We start from the raw sequence: 19,146 nt of genomic DNA, 5'->3' as shown, positions 1-19,146 counted from the left end.
ATGCCTTACTACTGCCCAAACTGTGGCACCTCCAATCCTGATTCGGCTGCGGCCTGCTACAACTGTGGAGCACCGAACCCAACTGTCAGGCCCACTGACCCGACACCGCCTGTAGCAACCAGTCCTTTTGAGGCTCCAACCCAGCCGCAATCTCCCTACCAGGCGCCGTCCTATCCTCCCTATCCTCCGCCGGTAACGCCCTCGCCCTATGGAATGCCACCACCGGCACCGTATCAGCAGCCTTACGTAACTCCCGATGTCACTCCGGCGTATGGGGTGCCACTCTACGGACAGGTTGGGTATCAGAACCCGGCATTTTCCGTCGAGGCACAGCACTGGCAAGGGCGGGCGCGGACGTCGCTTATCTTGGGAATTTTGGGATTGCTCTGTTGTGGCTTGCTGGGGCCGGTTGCCTTGGCGCTTGGGATGCAAGCGAAAAACAGCTTGCAGCGCTTAGGGGTCATGGAAGGTCAAACCATGGCCCTTGTCGGTATGATTCTCGGTGGGGTGGCCACTGCCCTCTGGCTGCTGTGGACGCTGGTGAGCCTCGTCTCCAGGTGATGCTTTCAGGGGCCATCTGGCGGTTTGAGTCCCATTTTGAGAGGAGAAGACAACATTGGCGACACTACCTGGTTCCTTTATTCTGACAACACCTTACGGGCAGCCTTCCCAGTCACCCTACCAGCAACCATCCTATCCACCACCTATGCCCCCCATGCCAGGGGGGCAACTGCCGGGTGCAGAGAAGCGAATGCAGGCGGCCCTGCTGGCAATCTTTCTCGGTGGTTTCGGCGCACATAAATTTCTGCTCGGCTATCAGCAGGAAGGGCTTATCATGGCCGCCGGCACGGTGGGCGGCTTCATCCTTTCCATCGTCATTGGACTTGTGACCTGTGGCATTGGGTTTGTCCTGCTCATTATCCCCTTTGCAGTTTCGGTCATTGGGCTGATTGAAGGCGTGATGTATCTGACCAAAAGCGACGAAGAGTTTGTGCGGACGTATGTTCAGGGGCGGCGCCCCTGGTTTTGAGAAATCCCCCTGCCCACGCTTGTCCTCTGATGAGGCGAAGCTTGAGGCAGCTTCGACTGGCTTTGGGGAAATGTCTTGACCCTGCTGTATTGGTTTTCCCCTCACCTGAGAGAACGGCAATGCTCCGACAGATGCGCCTGGCAACCCCGAATGGACCCAGACTGGCCCTTGATTTGAACCTCTTCTCCAGCCCCTACGGTGGGTCAACTCCTCCGTCGTATCAACCCGCGCCCTATCCGCCGCCGGTGGGTGGGCCCATCCCCGGCGCTGAAAAGAAAATCCCGGCGGCCATCTGCGGTATCCTGTTGGGTGGGTTTGGCGTTCACAAATTCATCCTGGGGTACACGGTGGAAGGTCTCATCATGCTGGGGATTACCGTGCTGACCTGTGGCCTTGGCAGCCTGATCTCCGGCATCATCGGACTGGTGGAAGGGATTATGTATCTCACCAAATCCGATCAGGAGTTCGTGGCGACCTATATTCAGGGACGCCGCGGCTGGTTTTGAGGGACTGTGCTGGAACCTGCTGATGCCCCGCCAGCCGTGAAGTTGCCGCTTGATGAAGTGGCGCGGTTGGAAGGGCGTACCATGTTGGCGCTGGCGCTCGGCATTATCTCCGCGCTGATCGGCTGGCTCTGTACTCTTCCGCTGGGCGTTTTTGCGCTTTTTCTGGCGATTCAGTCTGAGGCTGCCATCCTTCGCCTTGAGGACCATGACCCGTTGCCGGAAGTCGTCCGGGAGCGACTGATCAGGCTTCAACGCCGTGCGCGTTGGAGTCTGGTGCTCGGTGTGATCGGAACGGTGTCGTTCCTCGTGAGCCTGATCCGGTTTCTCTGGCTTTACCTTTCGTCAACCTGAGCTCGGCTTTGGAGTGCATTCACTATTCACTACTCGCCACTCACCACTCGCTACTCGCCACTCGCCATCCCCGTGAAGCCCTACGGAAAACGGTAGCCACAGCCGGAGCAGAAACGGGCCCCCATCTGGTTGACGAGTCCGCACTGAGGACAGGACGGCATCCCGGACGTTGCTTCTGCGGTGTGAGGCACGACGGAAGCTTTCGCTCCGCACCGTGAACAGAAGATGGCATTAGCTGGCATGGGAGACTGGCAGGCGAGACAGCGTTGTTCTGGCGCAGCCGGCGGCGGCTGATAGGCCCGGTACGACGGTTCAGGCGGTGCCGTCGGCGCGTAGAACTCGAAGGGCTGCGCCAGACGGCTGTCAATGTGAGTCCACAAGTCCTCGACCAGCTTGAGTTGATTGAATGCACCAACGATGGGAAGGACAACAAGCGGCCCCAGCAAAACGTAGCCCACTACCCCCAAGGCGGCTTTTTCCAACCACTTGCTCGTACCAACCTCGACAAGCAGACGGTCACCCAAGACCTGAAGCCGTACCGTCAGGGCAGAGGACTGGCCCAGCAGGGTTGTCAGTGTTGAGTCCCGGACGGCCTGGATGACCGTGGCCCCACCGACCGGCACAACCTGTACGCGGTGGTCCCGCATCAGAAAAAAATGCCGAATGTCATTGGCCAGCGCCGTGAGGTTGAATCCTGCGGGAAGGCGATAGGTGCGGTCTTGCATGCGAGCACTCCAGACTTGGATGACAATAAGGTTCGGACTACCTTATTGAACGATGTCAGCCTTGCTTGTAGAACGCCAGGCTGCTGGAATGCAACCACGATTGAGGTGAAAAACAGAGCCATGACGTATGCACTCAGACCCTGGTTGGCCATGGCGCTGTCCGGTGGCCTGCTCGGCTTCAGCGGTATGTCCACGACGGTTGGCGCGCCGGTTTCGGCACCCATCCCCAGCCCGGAATGCCCCGGCAGTCCAAGCTATGACTGTAGCGGGATTCCCCCCGTCATCTGCCGAACAATCTGTAACCAGTTCCAATCGGCTGTTGTGCGTGATCGCTGTGCCTATCGGCAACGGCTGGTGATTGAACGGTACGAGAAACCACGCCGGCCCGGTGATGCGCCGGGCCGCCAGCGCCAGAATCGTGAGACCGAAGTCATCGTCGAACCAGCGACCCGACCTGATGAAACCGGGCAGTATCCGGTACTGACGCGCATCGTGAGCGACACGGATGACAACGGACGCCCCAAGAGCCGGATTGACCCAAAGGCACTGACCATCCTCTCGGCCCAGGGCTTTTTCGACCTGATTTTTTTCCCACTGACGCCTGAGCGGGTTGCCTATTACGAGTTTGAGCCGACGACTTCCCCCCGTGAGGGGGAACTGGCCTTCCGGTTCCGTCCCCGGACGCGCTCACGGACGGTCCCGCTGGCTTCCGGAGTGATTTACCTGAACGAACAGGGCGAAATGCTGACGCTCACCATAGACGGTATGTACAACCTGGAGGTTCTCGACAAGAACCTCAAAAACATCCGGTCCATTTCGGCAACGGTGGATTACTCACAGTTCAATGACCGCTTCCGTATGCCGACGCTGGCGCGCGGTGAGGGACTGTCGGATGTGGCGCGCTTTGATGGCTACTTCAAGTTCAGCTTTGAGGAAGGTAACTATCGTCCGGTGCTGACGTTGCCTTCTTGGGCGATGACTAGACGCCCGCCACGCGATTGAGTTGAGAGAGCAGGAAGCCGGTTGGAAAAAGTTTAGGGCATCGCCACACTGTTAGTGACGATGCCCAGCGAATAGCCGTACAGTACGTTTGAGTCTGGATCAGCGTCCTGCCAGTTTGCCGACGAGGGTGAAGAGCGGCAGGTACATGGCAATGACGATGCCGCCGATGGTGACACCCAGGAAGCCAATCATGATCGGTTCAATGAGGGTCAGGAGGTTGGCAATGGCGGCATCCACTTCGAGTTCATAGAAATCGGCGATCTTGGAGAGCATGGCGTCGAGAGCGCCAGTTTGTTCCCCAACACCGATCATCTGACACACCATTGAAGGAAATACACCGCTGGCTTTGAGCGGTTCAACGATAGTTTGTCCTTGTTCGATTGAGTCGCGCACACGATTGATGGCGTTGCCAATCACGACATTTCCGGCGGTACGGGCGGTGATGTCGAGGGATTCGAGAATCGGGACGCCACTTGACAAAAGGGTAGCCAGCGTACGTGAAAAACGGGCAACGGCAATCTTCAACAGGATGTCGCCGATGAGGGGAATCTTGAGCATCAGGCGATCAATGAAGAGCCGCCCGGCGGGTGTCCCGTACCAAGAGCGAATCGACAGGGCAATACCTACTATGGCGATAAGCAGGAGCCACCAGTAGCTAGCCAAGAAGGCGCTGATCCCAATGACGATTTCGGTTGGGAGGGGAAGCCGTTCACCCGGCCCAAGCAGCCCCTCAAAGATGTTGCGGAAGGCCGGAATGACCACGACCATAATGACCGAGATGACTGCAACAGCCAGCACAATGACCGCTGCTGGGTAAATCAGGGCCGAGATAACATCCGAGCGGAGCTTGACAATTTTTTCGATGAAGGTGGCGAGCCGTTGCAGGATAGTATCGAGAATACCACCGGTTTCCCCCGCCGCCACCATGTTCGTGTAAAGGTTGTCAAAAACCTTCGGATGTTTGGACATGGCATCGGAAAGGGTTGAGCCACTTTCGACATCCGAACGCACCTGTGTAAGAACCTGTTTGAAGTATTTGTTTTTGTCCTGCTGGGAGGCAAGGATTTCAAGGCACTGGACGAGCGGCAAGCCGGCGTCAATCATCACGGAAAACTGACGTGTGAAGATGGCCAATTCCTTCGCGCTGACGCTCCCGCCGGCCAACTTGGGCAGGGCAATCGCTGTGTCCCGGCCTTTTTCTTGGACACTGAGTACGGTGACCTGTTCGCGGCGGAGCATGCTTTCGAGCTGCTCACGGTTGGCAGCCGTGCGCTCGCCACGCACCTGCTGATTGAGCTGATTGCGTCCTACGAAAACATACGTCGGCATGACCGAATCACTCCTTACACGGATGCATCTGCAACGGCTTTGGACAAAGCCCTATACCTCAAACAAACTGTGGCGCTATCGCCTTGCCCAGCGACTGTGACTTACGGGACAACGCCCGACAACACCACCCTACTGCCGGTGATTTCTCAAGTGTGATGTATTCGATGAAAAGCGTGTACATATTGTTGACGATATGAGCGCCGAGCGCAAGTCACGAAGTGAAAACTCCGTGACTTTGCAGGATTCATCCATCCGATCAGACCTGGCTACCGGCGAACAGGGGGAGGCATGCCGGGCCGCGCCGGACCGCCCGGTGGCATCGGCCGTCCACCGGGCGGCATGGCGCCGCCGCCGACCCCGCTGGTGGCACGGTTGATGAGGTCCTGTAACTCATCGGGATTGTGCGACCGTGCCATCGCCACTTCGAGTGTAATCTGACGACTGAGATACAAGTTGAGTAATGACTGATTGAAGGTTTGCATCCCGAATTTGTCCTGCCCGGTTTGCATCATTCCGTAAATCTGGTGGATTTTGTCTTCCCGGATGAGGTTGCGGATGGCCGAGTTTGGAACAAGGATTTCGAGCGCCATGCAGCGTCCCTGTCCGTTGGCTTTAGGAAGCAGCGACTGGCACAGCACGCCTTCAAGAACCAGGCTGAGTTGCGTCCGAATCTGCGATTGCTGGTGGGCTGGAAAGATGTCAATGATCCGGTTGATGGTCGAGTAGGCTGAGTTTGTGTGAAGCGTGCCGAAGGTCAGGTGCCCGGTTTCAGCGATGCGCAGCGCCGTTTCAACCGTTTCCAGGTCACGCATCTCCCCGATAAGCACCACGTCAGGGTCCTGCCGCAGGGCAGCGCGCAGGGAGTTGGCAAAACTGTGCGTGTCGGCGTGGACTTCACGCTGGTTGACGAGGCAGTTCTTGTTCGGGTGGAGAAACTCGATGGGGTCTTCAATGGTGATGATGTGTTCGTGCCGGTCCTCGTTGATCTTGTTGATCATGGCCGCGAGGGTTGTGGACTTGCCGGAACCGGTCGGCCCAGTGACGAGGATGAGACCCCGTGGTTTTTCACACAGCTTCTTGACCACCGGCGGCAGGCCCAACTCCTCAAAGGTACGGATTTCGTAGGGGATAGCCCGGAAGACCGCTGCCACAGCGCCGCGCTGGTTGAAGAGGTTGGCCCGGAAGCGGGACAGGCCCTTGATGCCAAAGGAGAAGTCGAGTTCGAGTGTCTCCTCGAAACGGTGCTTCTGGGCGTCGGTCAATACGGAATACGCCAACTGCTTGGTGTCTGCTGGTGTCAGTTCCGGGTAGTCCAGCGGACGCAGATGCCCGTGAACGCGGACCTGAGGTGGTGAGTTGGTGGTGATGTGCAGGTCTGAGCCGCCCAGCTCGATCATTTTCCGAAGCAGGTCGCTCAGCACGAGGTTTGACGACATGGCAGGTCCCTCCCTGGGTTGGCGCTTGTGGCAGGCGCATTGCCCGCGTGTCTAGGGTTCAGACGCAGTGTGTGCGTCGGTAGGAGTAACTCAGGTTGGTGTCCCCGGCCTGATACCATAGCCCCTGCGTCAGCATTGACATCCGCACTATGTCAGGGTTGGTGGCTGATGGACCAGAGTCGGGTGGTCACAGAACCGTCTCCCGCACCACTTCTTCGATGGTGGTGATCCCATCCATAATTTTTCGCAATCCGCTGCGCCGCAGTGTGAGCATCCCGTGCTCAATCGCCTTTTTGCGCAACTCCAAGGCCGAGGCGCCGATGAGGATGAGTTCACGTAACTCATCATTCATTTCCATCACCTCGTAAAGACCAACCCGGCCCTTGTAACCCGAACCCTTGCACTTCGGACACTCCCGCCCGTCCTTGGTTTTGCCAGTCCCTTCGTAGATGACGACTTTCGAGGCCTCTTCCGGAGTAAAGCCCAGCTCGATCAGCGTTTGAGCCGGCGGCTGGATTTTGGCCGGGGCCTTGCACTCGGTACAGATGCGCCGGATAAGTCGTTGTGCCTGAATAAGGTTGACCGAAGTGGCAACCAGAAACGGCTCAATCCCCATGTTCATCAGGCGGCTGACGGTCGAAGGGGCATCGTTCGTGTGCAGGGTGGAGAGCACCAGGTGCCCGGTGAGGGCCGCTTTGACGGCGATTTCCGCCGTTTCAAAGTCACAAATCTCACCGACGAGGATGATGTTGGGGTCCTGGCGCAGGAATGAGCGCAGCGTAGCCGCAAAATTCAACCCGATTTGTTCTTTCATCTGCACTTGGTTGATACCAGTCAGGTTGAATTCGACCGGGTCTTCTGCCGTCATGATGTTGGTGTCCGGCGTGTTGAGACTGGCCAGTGCCGAGTAGAGCGTGTTGGTTTTTCCCGATCCCGTCGGCCCCGTCACCAGCACCATGCCGTAGGGTTTGGCAATCTGGCGTTTGAATTTTTCGAGGCTTTCCGGCTCAAACCCCAGCTTGGTCATATCAAGCATCAGCTTCTCTTTGTCGAGCAGCCGAAGCACGATTTTTTCGCCCCAGATCGTGGGCAGCGTCGAGACGCGGAAATCCAGGTCGCGCACGCCGGTGTCGCGTTTGAGTTTGATTTTGATGCGTCCGTCCTGGGGCAGCCGGGTCTCGGCAATATCCAGTTTGGCCATAATCTTGATGCGTGAGGTCAGCCCGGCACGCATTTTCAGCGGTGGGCGCATAACTTCCCGCAACAGACCATCCACGCGGAAGCGGACACGAAACTCTTTCTCGTACGGCTCGATGTGGATGTCACTTGCCCCGTATTCCAGCGAGCTGACCAGGATCATATTGACCAGCTTGACGACCGGCGCTTCATCGGCTGAGGCCGCGCTGAGATCGAGAACATCTTCTTCGGTTTCGCTAACCTCCAGATCGGTTTCACCCAGCGCCTCGCTAATCTCTTGCATAGCCTCTTCGAGGTTAACAGGCGCTGTAGTAGTGGGCGAGTTGGTGCCGACGAGGTTGCTGAGGCTGAACTGGTCGTTGAGGCCGGCCGAGAACTCACTCATCTTCTCCGCCAGAACAAGTCCCTTTTCCGGGGCGTAGTAGCGCGCCAAGGCACGTTCAAGCGAAAGCTCTGAAACAACGACCTGATCGATGTTGAGACCCGTCATGAACTTGATGTCGTCAATGGCAAAGACATTGGCCGGATCCACCATCGCCAGCGTCATCGTCGAACCATTGCGCGCCAATGGCAGGACCATGTACTTGCGGGCAGTTTCTTCGGGCAGGAGCCGGACGGCATTCGGGTCAACGTCAAAAAGATCGAGGTTGACGGCCGGAACACCGTATTGCCGGCTCAGAACGGCTGTGATGGCCTCGTCCTGCACTATCCCCAGCGAAACAAGAATGGAGCCAAGCCGACCACCATGAGCCCGCTGGTAGTCAAGCGCTTCCTTCAACTGCTGGGGTGTGATTAGTCCCTCCTTGATGAGGACTTCACCAAGTTTTGCTGACATTTTCCGAATACCCTGCGGTAAGAGGTCGAGACTGACCAGAAACGCTTACGTGTAAAGCTCAGCTTGCAGGAGCTGTACGAGGTTGGCTTTTCTCCAGTTTGGTATGGAAACTAAGTGAATGGTTGCAAGCATGTCAAGCCAGAGCTTCAGGCAGCCGAGTGCCTGTCGTCACTGCCCAATGTTTTGGGCTGCGGTCTGGCTGAGCGGCGGCATCCTGCTTGCGTCCTGGCTACCTGAAACCTCGCCCTGGTGGTGGGGACTGGGATGTTTCAGCGTCTGGCTGTTGTGGGCCAGCCAGCGACGGCAGCCTTGCTTTTTCCCGGAATCCGGGTTGCGATTGGCTGCTGTATGTACAGTACTGGGCGGAGCCTGGTGTGCTTCCCTGGAGCAGGCGGCACGGGAAGCCCCTGACCGGGTGCGCGTCCGGCTGCGGACCTTGCCGCCGGATACCTCGCTTCGGCTGACAGGCCAGCTTGCCGACTGGCCTGAACCGGCCGTCGGACGTTTGTCCTTCGATGTGGATGTCGCCACCCTCCAGTCAACACCGTCGTCAGTTCCTGTCCCGGCACGCGGACGGGTACGGTTGGTGCTGCCGCTGACCCGCCCCGAGCATGTCCACGAATGGGAGCAGGCAACCCTGACGCCAGGCGACCTGCTTGCTGTCACCGCCACCCTCAGTCGCCGGGGCCGCTACGCCAATCCGGGAAGCTACGCGGTCGGCGACTATCTCGACTGGCGCGGCTATGATGCTCAGGGTCAGATCATTACCCTGACGCGCCTGCGCCCCACGGCTTCACCGGCTGGCTCGTGGCTGAAAAAACTGCGGCTGCATGCCATCTACCAGTTGCAGCGGGACTTCGACGCCCGCACCGCCGGGTTGTTGGCGGGAGTCGTGCTGGGGAGTGAGCGCTTTCTGGATGCCACCTGGGCTGACGCATTCCGTCAAAGTGGGACGTTTCACCTGCTTGTCATTTCGGGTTCGCATTTTGCCTTGGTCGCCGGACTCATGGCCTGGATACTGACCCGTTTTGGTATCCACCGCTGGGCCGTGGCGCTAGCAGTACTGGCTGCGGCGTGGGGCTACGCTCTGTTGGTCGGCCTCGATCCGCCGGTCTGGCGGGCCGTGGTGGCGGTTTCCATCTGGCAGTTCGTCGGTCTGTGGTATCGCCGGCCGCACTGGTTGAACATTCTGGGAGCCTGCGCTTGCGTGCTGCTGGTGACGCAGCCCTCGAATCTTTTTGCCGCGAGTTTTCAGTTGACATTCGGCGCAGTCCTGGCGCTCGTCGGCGTGGCCGCGCCCATCCATGCCCGTTTGCGGGCCATTGGTGCCTGGCAGCCGAAACGTACCAGTCCCTATCCGCCCCATGCGCCGCGTTTCATCCGCCGTCTGGCCGAGGCCCTCTTTTGGCGACCTTCGGCGTTTCAGGCCCGGATGCGGGGTGAGCCGGTGACGTACCGTCTGGAGAAATCCCCTTGGGCAGCGCGGCTCGAACGCCTCGGATTTGGCGACTGGAACCTCCAAACCGGGTTGCGGTGGGCTTTTGGGCTGCTGCTGGCGAGTACCTGTGTGCAAATCGTCCTGTTGCCCCTCAACCTCTTCTACTTCAACCGTCTCACGCCGGGCGGCGGGGTGGCGACACTGGTGGCAGAACTCATGATGAGTGTCGTGTTGTTGTCCACGCTGGCGTACTTTGCCCTGCTGGTGGTCTTCCCGCCGGGTGCCGCGCTTGTCAAATGGCTGGTCGCCGGGAGTGTTCACGGACTCGTCCGGGTGGCCGAAGTGGGAAGCCGATGGGGAAGCTGGCGGGTGCCACACTGGGAAGGGTGGGGGCTTGCGCTGTATGGCGGCTTTGCCCTGGGGTGTCTCCTGCTGGTTGTGGCGCTTGAGCGGTGGCAACCGCTGGTGCCGCCTTCCGGCCGCCGACACGAGGTGGCCCCGGTCATTCTGGGGGCTGCGCTGTGTGTCGTTTTCGGTTGGCTGAGTGTGGCTCCGCCGCGCGCCTGGCGCATGCCGCCGGCCGGCTGGCTGCGGGTGACGTTCCTGGATGTCGGGCAGGGAGACAGCATCCTGCTGGAGTTCCCAACCGGTGAAAGCATCCTCGTGGATGGCGGCGGACAGTCCGACAGCCGCCGCCCCCGGCCGGATGGCTTTCGTGAAGACCACCTGGACATCGGTGAGCGCGTCGTTGCCCGCTGCCTGTGGGCGCGTGGTATCAGACGGCTTGACGCCGTGGTGGCCACGCACCCCGACACCGACCACATCGGGGGACTTATTCCGCTGGTGGACAGTTTTGAATGGGGCCAAGTCTGGCACGGGCCAGCGCGCCTGGATGACCCGGTATTTCGGCGGTTGGTGCAGGCACTTGATCGCCGGGCTATTCCACGCCAGGCCGTTGGCACTGGTCAGCGCCTTCAGCTTGGCAATGTCACCCTGACTTTTCTCTGGCCGCCGGCCGGAGCGGTCCCGACCGGCGCCAATGATGATTCCGTCGTCCTGCGGGTCGAGTACGGCCGGCGCACCTTCCTTCTCACGGGCGACATCGAAGCTGCGGCGGAACGCCAGCTTGTGGCCCAACCAGCCAACCTCACCTGCGATGTCGTGAAAGCACCCCATCATGGCAGCCGCAGTTCGAGTTCAGTTGACTTCATCCGGGCCACCCAGGCGGCGCACGTGGTTTTCAGCGTGCCGCGACAGTCCCCCTTTGGGCATCCCCACCCGGAGGTGGTGAATCGCTATGCGGCACTTCTGCCGCGGGCCGCGCAGTGGCATACCGGACGGGACGGTGCGGTGACGTTTGAAACGAATGGCGACATCCTGCGCGTTGCAACTTACGCCGGCCGCACGGGTGTCTGGTGACGGGGCGCCAGGGATGCCAGTCCGGGTTGGAAGCGGCCGCCGTGGGAGAGTGCATCAGGTGAGGTTAGGGCGATGAGGTGGTGTGTTGTATTCCTGACGGTGTACTGGTTGATGGCCGCGGTCGGGGCTGTGCCAGCCCAGAGCGGACGGCAGCGGGAACGCCCGGATGATAAGCCCCGCACCGGTTTTGAACTCGTTTCAACCGACGGCGGTTTCCGCGTCCGTCTGCCGCGCGGCTTCGAGCAGCCCAAGCGTGAGGACAGCGCCAACGGCTCCGTCATTGCATTCACCAGCCTGTCGGCCAATGAAACCCTGTGCAGCGTGGCCGTCAGAACCTTTACCCGCCTGGAACTGAAAGACGCCACGCCGGATCAGGTCATGGATGCGGCGCGGGATGCGTTGCTGCGCCCGTACAAGGGAGCCATCGAGCAGGAAGACCGCTACATCGTTCAGGGCCATCCGGCGCGCGCCGTTTTCTTCGGTGGTATGCGCGATGACAAGGCCATCTTTGGCCGCGTGGACTTCATCTTTGCTGCGCCACGCCTTTACCAACTGGCCGTCATCACAACCTTTCCCATCGAGCTGGACCGGGACGACGTGCAGCGGTTCTTTGAAACCTTCACCCTGCTCGAACCACCGGGGTCAGCCCAGGCGCTGCCGTTCAATCATCAGGCAGCGATCCACAACCACGCGCAGACCGGCCTCCCGCGCCCGCTGGACGCTGGGGTGAACAACCCCAAGCTGGAGCCACAGGGCTTTGGCACCCTTGTCAATAGCGGCTTCGACAATCGGCGGCACATCTTCCGAGCGCCGGAAAACGTTGACCAAATCCACCTCACCGGGGATGGAAGCAAGATCGGGATAGCTCGGACGCCCGAAAACCGCGACTTCCATGGGGTTGACCGGGATGATGTCGTAACCCCATTCGAGCATGAACCGGCTCACGCCATGACTGGCGCGGTCGGGTTTGGACGACAGCCCGACGACCGCAATCCGGCGGCAGTTTTCCAGAATCCACGCAAGGTCAGCCTCACGCTGAAAATCAGCAACAGAAAAATGGTCGGTCATGATGTTTCTTCGTTGGGAAAACATTTCACGGCGTGGGAACGTCCGCTGGAACGTAAGGCCGCCAGCCGCCGTGAAATGCTACCATAGCGTTTGGTGTCACCCTATGCTGGGGCTGGATTTGAGGCAATGCCAGCCAGACATCTACCGTGCCGGCGGGCACAAAGGGGGTTCGGATGACCAGGACGACAAACTTCCAGGGATGGGTACTCACCGTGGGACTGCTGCTGGGGGTTCTCGCCGGCGGGTGGTGCGCCCCGGCCACAGGGCAGATCAGTTGGGGGCGGGGCAAGGAAAGAAAGCCCATGCTGCCCAACCCTTACACCTTCAACGTGCCGCGCGATACGCTGCTGGATGCCATCCGGCAGGTGCTCAGTGACCGCGAACTTGTCCTGGATGAAAAACTGAGCGCCGAAAAGCCCGGACGCCTTGTGACCAAACCGGTCATTTTCACCCGTGGCGCGTTGACTTCCGGCGCCAACCTGGAGTTCATCGCGCGCCGTCCCGGTGGAGGGAACTTCACCTGGGTACGCGGGCGCTACGCCTTGGAACTGGAAGCCCTGCCGCTTGATCCCCAGCGCACCCAGTTGACAGTTTATGCCCGCATCGAAGGGGAGTATCAGACGGAAACCGGTGGCGTCTGGGTTGAATGCCCATCCAAGGGCATCAAGGAAAATGAAATCCTCGAAGCCATCATCAAACACCTCAACGGCGAATCCTGATGTTTGTACTCAAAGCCCTCGTCAGCCCTGGTTTCCTCATGCCGGCCGCCCAGTGGTGGTTTATTGCCGGCGTGACGCTGATAGTGTTCTTTGTCCTGCTGGCTCTGGTGTTGCTGTGGGTGGCCTGGCAGAGCCTGCGGGCTGCCCCTGACCAGCGGGACATTGGCGATGATGGATTGCTTGGAATCGTCTCCAGTGAGGCACCGCCCGCGCCGACGCTTGTCGCCGAGACTCCTGTGGGGGCTCCGTTGTCTGTCCCACCGGTCGCACCCGTCCCAGCCGCTCCGGCAGCACCATCGCCTGCCCTGCACTCTACCCCGGCTTCAGCTCCAGTGCCAGCGCCGCCGGAAGCTGTGGCAGAAGACATTGCCGCCTACTGGTCAGGATCAGAAAACGCTTCGTCCGCCCCGGCAACGTCCTCGCTGGCGCCTCACGCCGCGCCGGTTCTCCCGGTTGCAATCCGCCCGAAGGCCACGAATGACCAGCCTGTGCGCCCACCGGCCCCAGCGTCTGAAGGCGGCGTCCACCCTGCTCCCCTGCCTGACCCGGACGCGGCCACAACGCCCCTGACGCCTGCACCCGTGGCCGGGGCTTCCACCTCTGAACCTTCCTCCACCCCATCGGGTTTGCTTGCCGAGGACATCCGGGCGCGACTGGCACCGTCACCCGCACCACCTCCGGCTTCCCCAAAGACAATGGGCCCAAAGACAACGGGCCCGCTGGGCAGCCGCCCGACGGGTTCATTGCTTCCGCCACCTGTGCCACCCGCGCCTGAGCCGGAAACCATACCGAATCCTCCGCGCGCCGGTTTGACCGAGCGGCTTCCCGTCCAGCGGAAGTCCCTGCGCCCACCGGCAGCGGCACCGAAGGCAACGCCAGACGCGGCAGCCCCCCCGAAGCCGGCACCTGTGACGCCAGCGACCTCGGCCGCGACCACGGCCGTCATTGCGGCCGCGGAAACGGTGGCCCTGGGCCGGGAAGCCAAGGCTTCGGCGGTCACAGACCCGTCCCACCCCGAGGTTTCCGCTCCGGCGGGGGCGCCGCCCGCCCCGCCGCTACCGCTGCCCGTGCAGCAGGTGCCGGCCGTACGCCCGCAACCACCGGCCGGGACGTTGCCACCGGCCGGGTCGCCGTCCGCGTCTTCAGTTGCGCCACCGCGCTTTCTGGCCGATGACCGCCCGACCGGGATTCGGCGCGAGGCAGCCTGGCTTGGGGTGAGTCTGGTGGTGTATGCCGTCGTGCTGGGTGGGCTGGTGGTCGTCTTTTTCCCCACCGTACGCAATTGGCTGCTGCCTCCAGCCTGGGCGGAGCGGTTGGCCGCCATTCCACGCGCCCTGGGGCTTGAGTCGCCGCCTCCGCCGCCGCTTCCGGTCAAGCAGGTGGAAGTGCGCCAGTATGCCAACGCCTATTCTTCCGCGCCGAAGGGAGCTGGAGGAAAAGTCGTCCGTATGGTCACGATTGCCGGTCTCGTCAAAAACATCACCAACGAGACGCTCTATGAACTGCGGGCCGAGATTGAGCTGTATCCCCGTCAGCCGGAAGGCGCACCCCCGGAACGCCGCACCATCTACCTTGTCCCCAACCGGCTTGAACCCCAGCAGGAAGGGCGCTACACCCTGACGGTTGCTGATGCGGAATATCGCCAGTCGTCGCTTAAACGGATCGTGACCGGCGACGGTAAGGACATGAAAGAAGTCCCGGCTGTTTTCATCCAGGGAACGTTTACCCCGTCGGGCGAAGCCGAGACCAAACCGGCAACTGCCACGCCCACTGCGCCGAACCGGCAACGCTGAACCCGCGCACCAGACCCGATGATGGAACTGCTCAAATACCTCCTCGATCTCGTCCTGCACCTCGACAAACACCTCAACGCCCTGGGCGGTCAGCTTGGCGGTTGGTTGTACGTCCTGTTGTTTCTGGTGATTTTCTGCGAAACCGGCCTCGTGGTGACGCCCTTTCTGCCCGGCGATTCGTTACTGTTTGCCATCGGCGCCCTGGCCGCGACACCCGGCAGCGTGCTCGATGTTCACCTCGTGGTGGTGGCCCTGAGTGTCGCCGCCGTGCTGGGGGATACGGTCAACTACTGGATTGGCAAACGGGTTGGGCCGGCCGTTTTCCGCAGCGACACGTCACGCCTTTTTGACCGGCGGCATCTTGACCGTACGGCGCGCTTCTATGCCAAATACGGCGGGAAGACCATCATCATCGCCCGTTTCGTCCCCATCGTACGGACGTTTGCCCCCTTCGTCGCCGGCATTGGCGCCATGCACTATCCACGGTTTCTCATCTACAACGTCATCGGCGGTGTGTTGTGGATTGCCTCGCTGACCTACGCTGGCTATGCCTTTGGCAACATCCCGTTCGTCAGGAAGAACTTTTCACTCGTCATTCTGGGGATTATCGTCGTATCGGTGCTGCCGGCTGTCATTGAAGTGCTGCGCGAGCGATGGAGACCGCGCCCGGCAGCCGAAGCCCCCCCGACGACCACCCCGCTGGCTTCTTCTGAAAGAGTACCGTGAGTGTCTCAACCCCTTTCGTTTTTTTTCACCATCGGCGACGTTCCTGGCTGCCTGGTATCGCCGGTTTCCTCTGGCTCATCGTGGGCGCTGCTTGTGGCGGCAAAGCGCCGGATACACCGGCTTCAACTCCTGCATCCCAACCGGCTGCACCGACGACTTCCGGTGAGAAGAAACCGCGTGTGGCGCTTCTGAGTCCCGGCCCCATCAGCGATGACGGGTGGAATGCCTTTGGGTACGACGCCCTCAAGATCATCGAGAAAGAGCTGGGTTGTGAAGTGCGCCAGCAGCAGGTCAATGACAGTCCAGCCGACCGCGAGCAGGGCTTCCGGGCCTTTGCCCAGGAAGGCTTTGACGTGGTGATCGGCCACGGCGGCGAGTTCACCGATCAGGCCCTCGCGGTTGCCAAAGACTTTCCCCGGACAACCTTCGTGGTGACGGCCGGCGACAAAGCCGCACCGAATGTCGTGAGCGTCGTGTTCGACACTGGGCAGGCTTCCTATCTGGCCGGAGCCATTGCCGCGATGATGTCCAAAACGGGGCGCATCGGGGCCATTGGTGGACAGAACATTCCGGCTTCGGCGCGCAACCTCTATGCCTTCCGCAACGGAGCGCGGGCCATCAACCCCAAGATAGATGTGATGATTGCTTTCATTGGAAGCTGGACGGATACGGCTGCCGCGCGCCAGCAGGCTCTGGCGATGATTGACAAAGGGGCGGATTTTCTCATTCACGACTGCGATGCCGCTGCGGCCGGTGTCTTTCAGGCCGTCAAGGAGCGTAACATCCGCGCCTTCGGGATGCAGAAAGACCAGTCCCATCTGGCGCCGGACCACATCGTGGGGAGTCCGACCAGCAACCCGCAGGGGCTGGCCGAAATTGTCCGCCGCATCCTGCAAAAAGAACAGAAGGGCGAAGTCGTCCATCTGGGCATTCGGGACAACGCCGTTGGCTTTGCCATCAAGAAAGGCTTCATTCCAAAGGAAATCGAAGGCAAGCTCAACGGTCTGACCCTGGCGATTCAAAAAGGCGAGATTGACGTTTTCAAGGAGCAGCCGTAGCCGTTGGCCGCCTTTGCGCTTCACGACATCTCCAAGCGGTACGGAACCGTGCCGGCGCTGGATGGGGTTTCCCTGACGCTCCGGCTAGGACAGATTCACGGCATTCTGGGCGAAAACGGCGCCGGAAAATCCACGCTTCTGAACATCCTGTTCGGGGCGGTTCAGCCGGACCGGGGGCGGATTGAGCGGGATGGCCGTCCGCTCCGGCTGACTTCGCCCCGGCTGGCGATTGCTGCCGGGATTGGTCTGGTTCACCAGCACTTCCACCTGGTTGACAGCTTTACGGTGCGTGAAAACGTCCTGCTCGGTGAACGGACGCCAGACCGTCCGCGCCTGGACCGGTTGGCAGCACGGCTGGGGCTGTGGGAGGTGCTTGATGTCGCCGTCGGCGGGCTGCCGGTGGGCGTGCGGCAGCGCGTTGAAATTCTGAAGGCGCTCTATCGCCAGGCCACGCTGCTGCTGCTCGATGAACCGACGGCCGTTCTGACGCCGCCCGAAGTGGAGACGCTGTTTGACCTGCTGCGCGAGTTGCGCGCGGCCGGCGCTGGCGTCGTTTTCATTACCCACAAGCTCCGTGAGGCGCTGGAGCTGTGCGATACCATCACCGTGCTGCGGCAGGGGCGGGTAGTGGCCGAATATCCGGCATCCCAGGTGACAGCCGATGTGCTGGCAGCCGCCATGGTGGGCGAGCACCTGGCTTCAGCCGCCCTGGGTCATAGCGCCACAGCGCCACCGGCAGAAACGGTGCGCTTGCGCGTCGAAAACCTGACCGTACCGGCTGACGGCAGCCGGACAGCCCTGCACCGGATTTCGTTCGAGGTACGGGAGGGCGAAATCTTCGGCATCGCGGGTGTGGATGGCAATGGGCAGACCGAACTTGCCGAAGCCCTGGTAGGTTTGCGCCCGATGCAGGGAAACCTGTGGCTGGATGGTCGTCCGCTACCGGCCGGACGCCGGGCGCGCCTGGCGTCCGGGTTGCGGTACATCCCGCCCGACCGGCGGCAGGCTGGTCTGGCGCTTGAGCTGTCGGTGGCCGAAAACGTCATTCTGGGAGACGAACTCGCACCGGACTGGCGCCGGTGGGGCGTGCTGCTCGACCGAGCCGCCCTGCGGCAGTATGCCGGGACGCTCATCCGTGACTTCGACATCCGCACCCCACATGCCGATGCTCCGGCGGCGGCGCTTTCCGGCGGCAACCAGCAGAAGCTGCTTGTGGCGCGGGAACTGGCTCCGCGGCCACGGGTTCTGGTGGCCGTCAATCCGACCTGGGGCGTTGATGTGGCCTCAGTGGCCACGATTCACCGGGCCCTGCGCGGGGCCTGCCGGCAGGGGCTGGGGCTGGTTCTGATGTCAAACGAACTCGACGAAATCCAGGCACTCTGTCAGCGGTTTGCTGTGCTTTACCGAGGGCGACTGTCAACCTCTTTGACATTTGACATCCCACCGGCTGACCTGGGCCGGCTCATGGCCGGCGACGGTCCGACATGGGAACGCTATGGCTGCCGGGATTGAGAAGTGGCATCCGGTGGGGCGGACAGTTCTGGCGCTGCTGGCGGCTCTGGCCGCCGGGATGCTCGTGCTGCGGGTAGCCGGCTACGCGCCGTTGCCGGCCCTGCAGGTGATGTTCCAGTCGGCGTTCGGGAGCCCGTTTGCCGTTGCTGATACGCTGGTCAAAGCCACGCCACTGGCTCTGTGCGGGCTGGGCGTCTCGCTGTCCTTTCGGGGCGGGCAGTTCAACATTGGCGCCGAGGGGCAGATGTTGCTCGGTGCGTTGGCAGCAGTGTTTCTAGGCGTGCGGTTGGAAACGCCGTGGGCGATCGGGCCGGTGCTGGCAGCCTCCATCCTGGCCGGAAGTGCGTGGGCACTCGTGGCGGCCTGGCTCAAGACCACGCGCGGCGTCAATGAAGTCATCTCAACGCTGATGCTCAACTTCATCGCCTTCTGGCTGGTGAGTTGGTTGGTTCACGGGCCGCTTCAGGAAGCCTCGAAAGGGTATCCGCAGACAGAGTTGGTGTCCGAAGCCCTGTGGCTGACGCGCTGGTTGCCCCCGACCCGTCTGCACAGCGGTACGCTGTGGGCGCTGGTTTTGGCCGTGGTCGGTTATGTCTGGCTTTTTTACACTCCAACCGGCTTGCGCTTGCGGGTGGCCGGAAGCAGCCCGGTGGCCGCTGCGACGGCAGGCATTGCGCTGCACCGGATGACCTGGCTGGCGTTGGCTGTGGGCGGCGGGTGCGCCGGGTTGGCCGGCGGGGTGGAAGTGCTCGGCGTCAGTCACCGTCTCTATGAACAGTTTTCGCCGGGGTATGGCTACATGGCCGTAGCTGTGGCCCTGCTGGCCCGCCAGCATCCGCTGGGGGTGATTCCGGCTGCTGTGGCCTTTGGGGCGCTGGAAGTCGGCGCTGCTGGTTTGCAACGGGCCGTTGGGGTGTCGGCCGGGTTGGCCGGCGTCATCGAGGCATTGGTCATGCTGGCCGTCATTCTCGCCGGACGGCGTGACGTTGCCGCCTAGCGTCT

Annotated in this window: 18 protein-coding genes; 12 read left to right on the top strand and 6 right to left on the bottom strand. The window is 61.3% G+C overall.

Features of this window, described 5'->3' with window-relative positions; all coding sequences use genetic code 11:
* The 4 genes from CABTHER_RS16665 to CABTHER_RS08350 all read left to right on the top strand — a co-directional run bounded on the left by CABTHER_RS16665 (position 1) and on the right by CABTHER_RS08350 (position 1,887).
* Positions 1-561: a DUF4190 domain-containing protein gene (locus CABTHER_RS16665; RefSeq protein WP_081464802.1), complete on the top strand. Its 561-nt coding sequence runs from the start codon at positions 1-3 to the stop codon at positions 559-561.
* Between the two features lie 55 nt (positions 562-616).
* Positions 617-1,030 (top strand): TM2 domain-containing protein, encoded by a 414-nt coding sequence (locus CABTHER_RS08360; RefSeq protein WP_228374045.1) that lies wholly within the window; start codon positions 617-619, stop codon positions 1,028-1,030.
* A 119-nt stretch (positions 1,031-1,149) separates the two neighbouring features.
* Entirely contained in the window at positions 1,150-1,536 is a 387-nt protein-coding gene (locus tag CABTHER_RS08355) for a TM2 domain-containing protein (RefSeq protein ID WP_335334117.1), read from the top strand.
* 6 nt (positions 1,537-1,542) lie between these two features.
* On the top strand, positions 1,543-1,887 hold the full coding sequence (locus tag CABTHER_RS08350; protein ID WP_014100185.1) for a hypothetical protein: 345 nt from the start codon (positions 1,543-1,545) through the stop codon (positions 1,885-1,887).
* 80 nt (positions 1,888-1,967) lie between these two features.
* On the opposite strand, the gene CABTHER_RS08345 is transcribed toward CABTHER_RS08350, so the two are convergent.
* The gene (locus CABTHER_RS08345; protein ID WP_014100184.1) at positions 1,968-2,612 is read right to left on the bottom strand and encodes a zinc ribbon domain-containing protein; all 645 of its coding nucleotides are present in this window, start codon (positions 2,610-2,612) and stop codon (positions 1,968-1,970) included.
* A gap of 120 nt (positions 2,613-2,732) precedes the next feature.
* Here CABTHER_RS08345 and CABTHER_RS08340 point away from each other — a divergent pair, with 120 nt between their 5' ends.
* Positions 2,733-3,614 (top strand): hypothetical protein, encoded by an 882-nt coding sequence (locus CABTHER_RS08340; RefSeq protein WP_014100183.1) that lies wholly within the window; start codon positions 2,733-2,735, stop codon positions 3,612-3,614.
* 99 nt (positions 3,615-3,713) lie between these two features.
* On the opposite strand, the gene CABTHER_RS08335 is transcribed toward CABTHER_RS08340, so the two are convergent.
* The 3 genes from CABTHER_RS08335 to pilB form a co-directional block, all read right to left on the bottom strand.
* Entirely contained in the window at positions 3,714-4,943 is a 1,230-nt protein-coding gene (locus tag CABTHER_RS08335; RefSeq protein ID WP_014100182.1) for a type II secretion system F family protein, read from the bottom strand.
* A 266-nt stretch (positions 4,944-5,209) separates the two neighbouring features.
* On the bottom strand, positions 5,210-6,379 hold the full coding sequence (locus CABTHER_RS08330; protein ID WP_014100181.1) for a type IV pilus twitching motility protein PilT: 1,170 nt from the start codon (positions 6,377-6,379) through the stop codon (positions 5,210-5,212).
* A gap of 187 nt (positions 6,380-6,566) precedes the next feature.
* Positions 6,567-8,411, bottom strand: a complete 1,845-nt coding sequence (pilB, locus tag CABTHER_RS08325) for a type IV-A pilus assembly ATPase PilB (protein ID WP_014100180.1) — start codon at positions 8,409-8,411, stop codon at positions 6,567-6,569.
* A 178-nt stretch (positions 8,412-8,589) separates the two neighbouring features.
* Here pilB and CABTHER_RS08320 point away from each other — a divergent pair, with 178 nt between their 5' ends.
* Complete coding sequence (locus tag CABTHER_RS08320) at positions 8,590-11,268, top strand: ComEC/Rec2 family competence protein (RefSeq protein WP_014100179.1); 2,679 nt, start codon at positions 8,590-8,592, stop codon at positions 11,266-11,268.
* A gap of 198 nt (positions 11,269-11,466) precedes the next feature.
* Here CABTHER_RS08320 and CABTHER_RS16660 read toward each other — a convergent pair whose 3' ends face one another.
* Both CABTHER_RS16660 and CABTHER_RS16655 read right to left on the bottom strand, forming a co-directional pair.
* Entirely contained in the window at positions 11,467-11,820 is a 354-nt protein-coding gene (locus CABTHER_RS16660) for a hypothetical protein (protein WP_081464799.1), read from the bottom strand.
* 90 nt (positions 11,821-11,910) lie between these two features.
* Entirely contained in the window at positions 11,911-12,336 is a 426-nt protein-coding gene (locus tag CABTHER_RS16655) for a CoA-binding protein (protein ID WP_081464798.1), read from the bottom strand.
* A 173-nt stretch (positions 12,337-12,509) separates the two neighbouring features.
* Between CABTHER_RS16655 and CABTHER_RS08310 the strand changes: the two genes are divergently transcribed.
* The 6 genes from CABTHER_RS08310 to CABTHER_RS08280 are packed head-to-tail and all read left to right on the top strand — an operon-like array spanning position 12,510 to position 19,141.
* Positions 12,510-13,055 (top strand): hypothetical protein, encoded by a 546-nt coding sequence (locus tag CABTHER_RS08310; RefSeq protein ID WP_014100177.1) that lies wholly within the window; start codon positions 12,510-12,512, stop codon positions 13,053-13,055.
* Complete coding sequence (locus tag CABTHER_RS15820) at positions 13,055-14,848, top strand: hypothetical protein (RefSeq protein WP_014100176.1); 1,794 nt, start codon at positions 13,055-13,057, stop codon at positions 14,846-14,848. Before CABTHER_RS08310 ends, CABTHER_RS15820 begins: the two co-directional genes overlap by 1 nt.
* Positions 14,849-14,869: 21 nt before the next feature.
* Positions 14,870-15,574, top strand: coding sequence for a DedA family protein (locus CABTHER_RS08295; protein ID WP_049787520.1), 705 nt, complete (start codon positions 14,870-14,872; stop codon positions 15,572-15,574).
* Positions 15,571-16,632: a BMP family protein gene (locus CABTHER_RS08290; protein ID WP_014100174.1), complete on the top strand. Its 1,062-nt coding sequence runs from the start codon at positions 15,571-15,573 to the stop codon at positions 16,630-16,632. Before CABTHER_RS08295 ends, CABTHER_RS08290 begins: the two co-directional genes overlap by 4 nt.
* Positions 16,633-16,635: 3 nt before the next feature.
* On the top strand, positions 16,636-18,144 hold the full coding sequence (locus tag CABTHER_RS08285) for an ABC transporter ATP-binding protein (RefSeq protein ID WP_014100173.1): 1,509 nt from the start codon (positions 16,636-16,638) through the stop codon (positions 18,142-18,144).
* Complete coding sequence (locus CABTHER_RS08280; RefSeq protein WP_014100172.1) at positions 18,128-19,141, top strand: ABC transporter permease; 1,014 nt, start codon at positions 18,128-18,130, stop codon at positions 19,139-19,141. The genes CABTHER_RS08285 and CABTHER_RS08280 overlap by 17 nt, the downstream gene beginning before the upstream one ends.
* Positions 19,142-19,146: the final 5 nt, after the last annotated feature.

Source organism: Chloracidobacterium thermophilum B (genome assembly GCF_000226295.1).
Lineage (GTDB): Bacteria > Acidobacteriota > Blastocatellia > Chloracidobacteriales > Chloracidobacteriaceae > Chloracidobacterium > Chloracidobacterium thermophilum.
This window is presented reverse-complemented; position numbering and strand designations above follow the sequence as displayed.

What these genes read in the sequence shown, in the direction of transcription:
- CABTHER_RS16665 (WP_081464802.1), top strand. Translation starts at nt 1, where the DNA reads ATGCCTTACTACTGCCCAAACTGTGGCACCTCCAATCCTGATTCGGCT.
- CABTHER_RS08355 (WP_335334117.1), top strand. Translation starts at nt 1,150, where the DNA reads ATGCTCCGACAGATGCGCCTGGCAACCCCGAATGGACCCAGACTGGCC.
- CABTHER_RS08345 (WP_014100184.1), bottom strand. Translation starts at nt 2,612, where the DNA reads ATGCAAGACCGCACCTATCGCCTTCCCGCAGGATTCAACCTCACGGCG.
- CABTHER_RS08340 (WP_014100183.1), top strand. Translation starts at nt 2,733, where the DNA reads ATGACGTATGCACTCAGACCCTGGTTGGCCATGGCGCTGTCCGGTGGC.
- CABTHER_RS08335 (WP_014100182.1), bottom strand. Translation starts at nt 4,943, where the DNA reads ATGCCGACGTATGTTTTCGTAGGACGCAATCAGCTCAATCAGCAGGTG.
- CABTHER_RS08330 (WP_014100181.1), bottom strand. Translation starts at nt 6,379, where the DNA reads ATGTCGTCAAACCTCGTGCTGAGCGACCTGCTTCGGAAAATGATCGAG.
- pilB (WP_014100180.1), bottom strand. Translation starts at nt 8,411, where the DNA reads ATGTCAGCAAAACTTGGTGAAGTCCTCATCAAGGAGGGACTAATCACA.
- CABTHER_RS08320 (WP_014100179.1), top strand. Translation starts at nt 8,590, where the DNA reads ATGTTTTGGGCTGCGGTCTGGCTGAGCGGCGGCATCCTGCTTGCGTCC.
- CABTHER_RS16655 (WP_081464798.1), bottom strand. Translation starts at nt 12,336, where the DNA reads ATGACCGACCATTTTTCTGTTGCTGATTTTCAGCGTGAGGCTGACCTT.
- CABTHER_RS08310 (WP_014100177.1), top strand. Translation starts at nt 12,510, where the DNA reads ATGACCAGGACGACAAACTTCCAGGGATGGGTACTCACCGTGGGACTG.
- CABTHER_RS15820 (WP_014100176.1), top strand. Translation starts at nt 13,055, where the DNA reads ATGTTTGTACTCAAAGCCCTCGTCAGCCCTGGTTTCCTCATGCCGGCC.
- CABTHER_RS08295 (WP_049787520.1), top strand. Translation starts at nt 14,870, where the DNA reads ATGGAACTGCTCAAATACCTCCTCGATCTCGTCCTGCACCTCGACAAA.
- CABTHER_RS08280 (WP_014100172.1), top strand. Translation starts at nt 18,128, where the DNA reads ATGGCTGCCGGGATTGAGAAGTGGCATCCGGTGGGGCGGACAGTTCTG.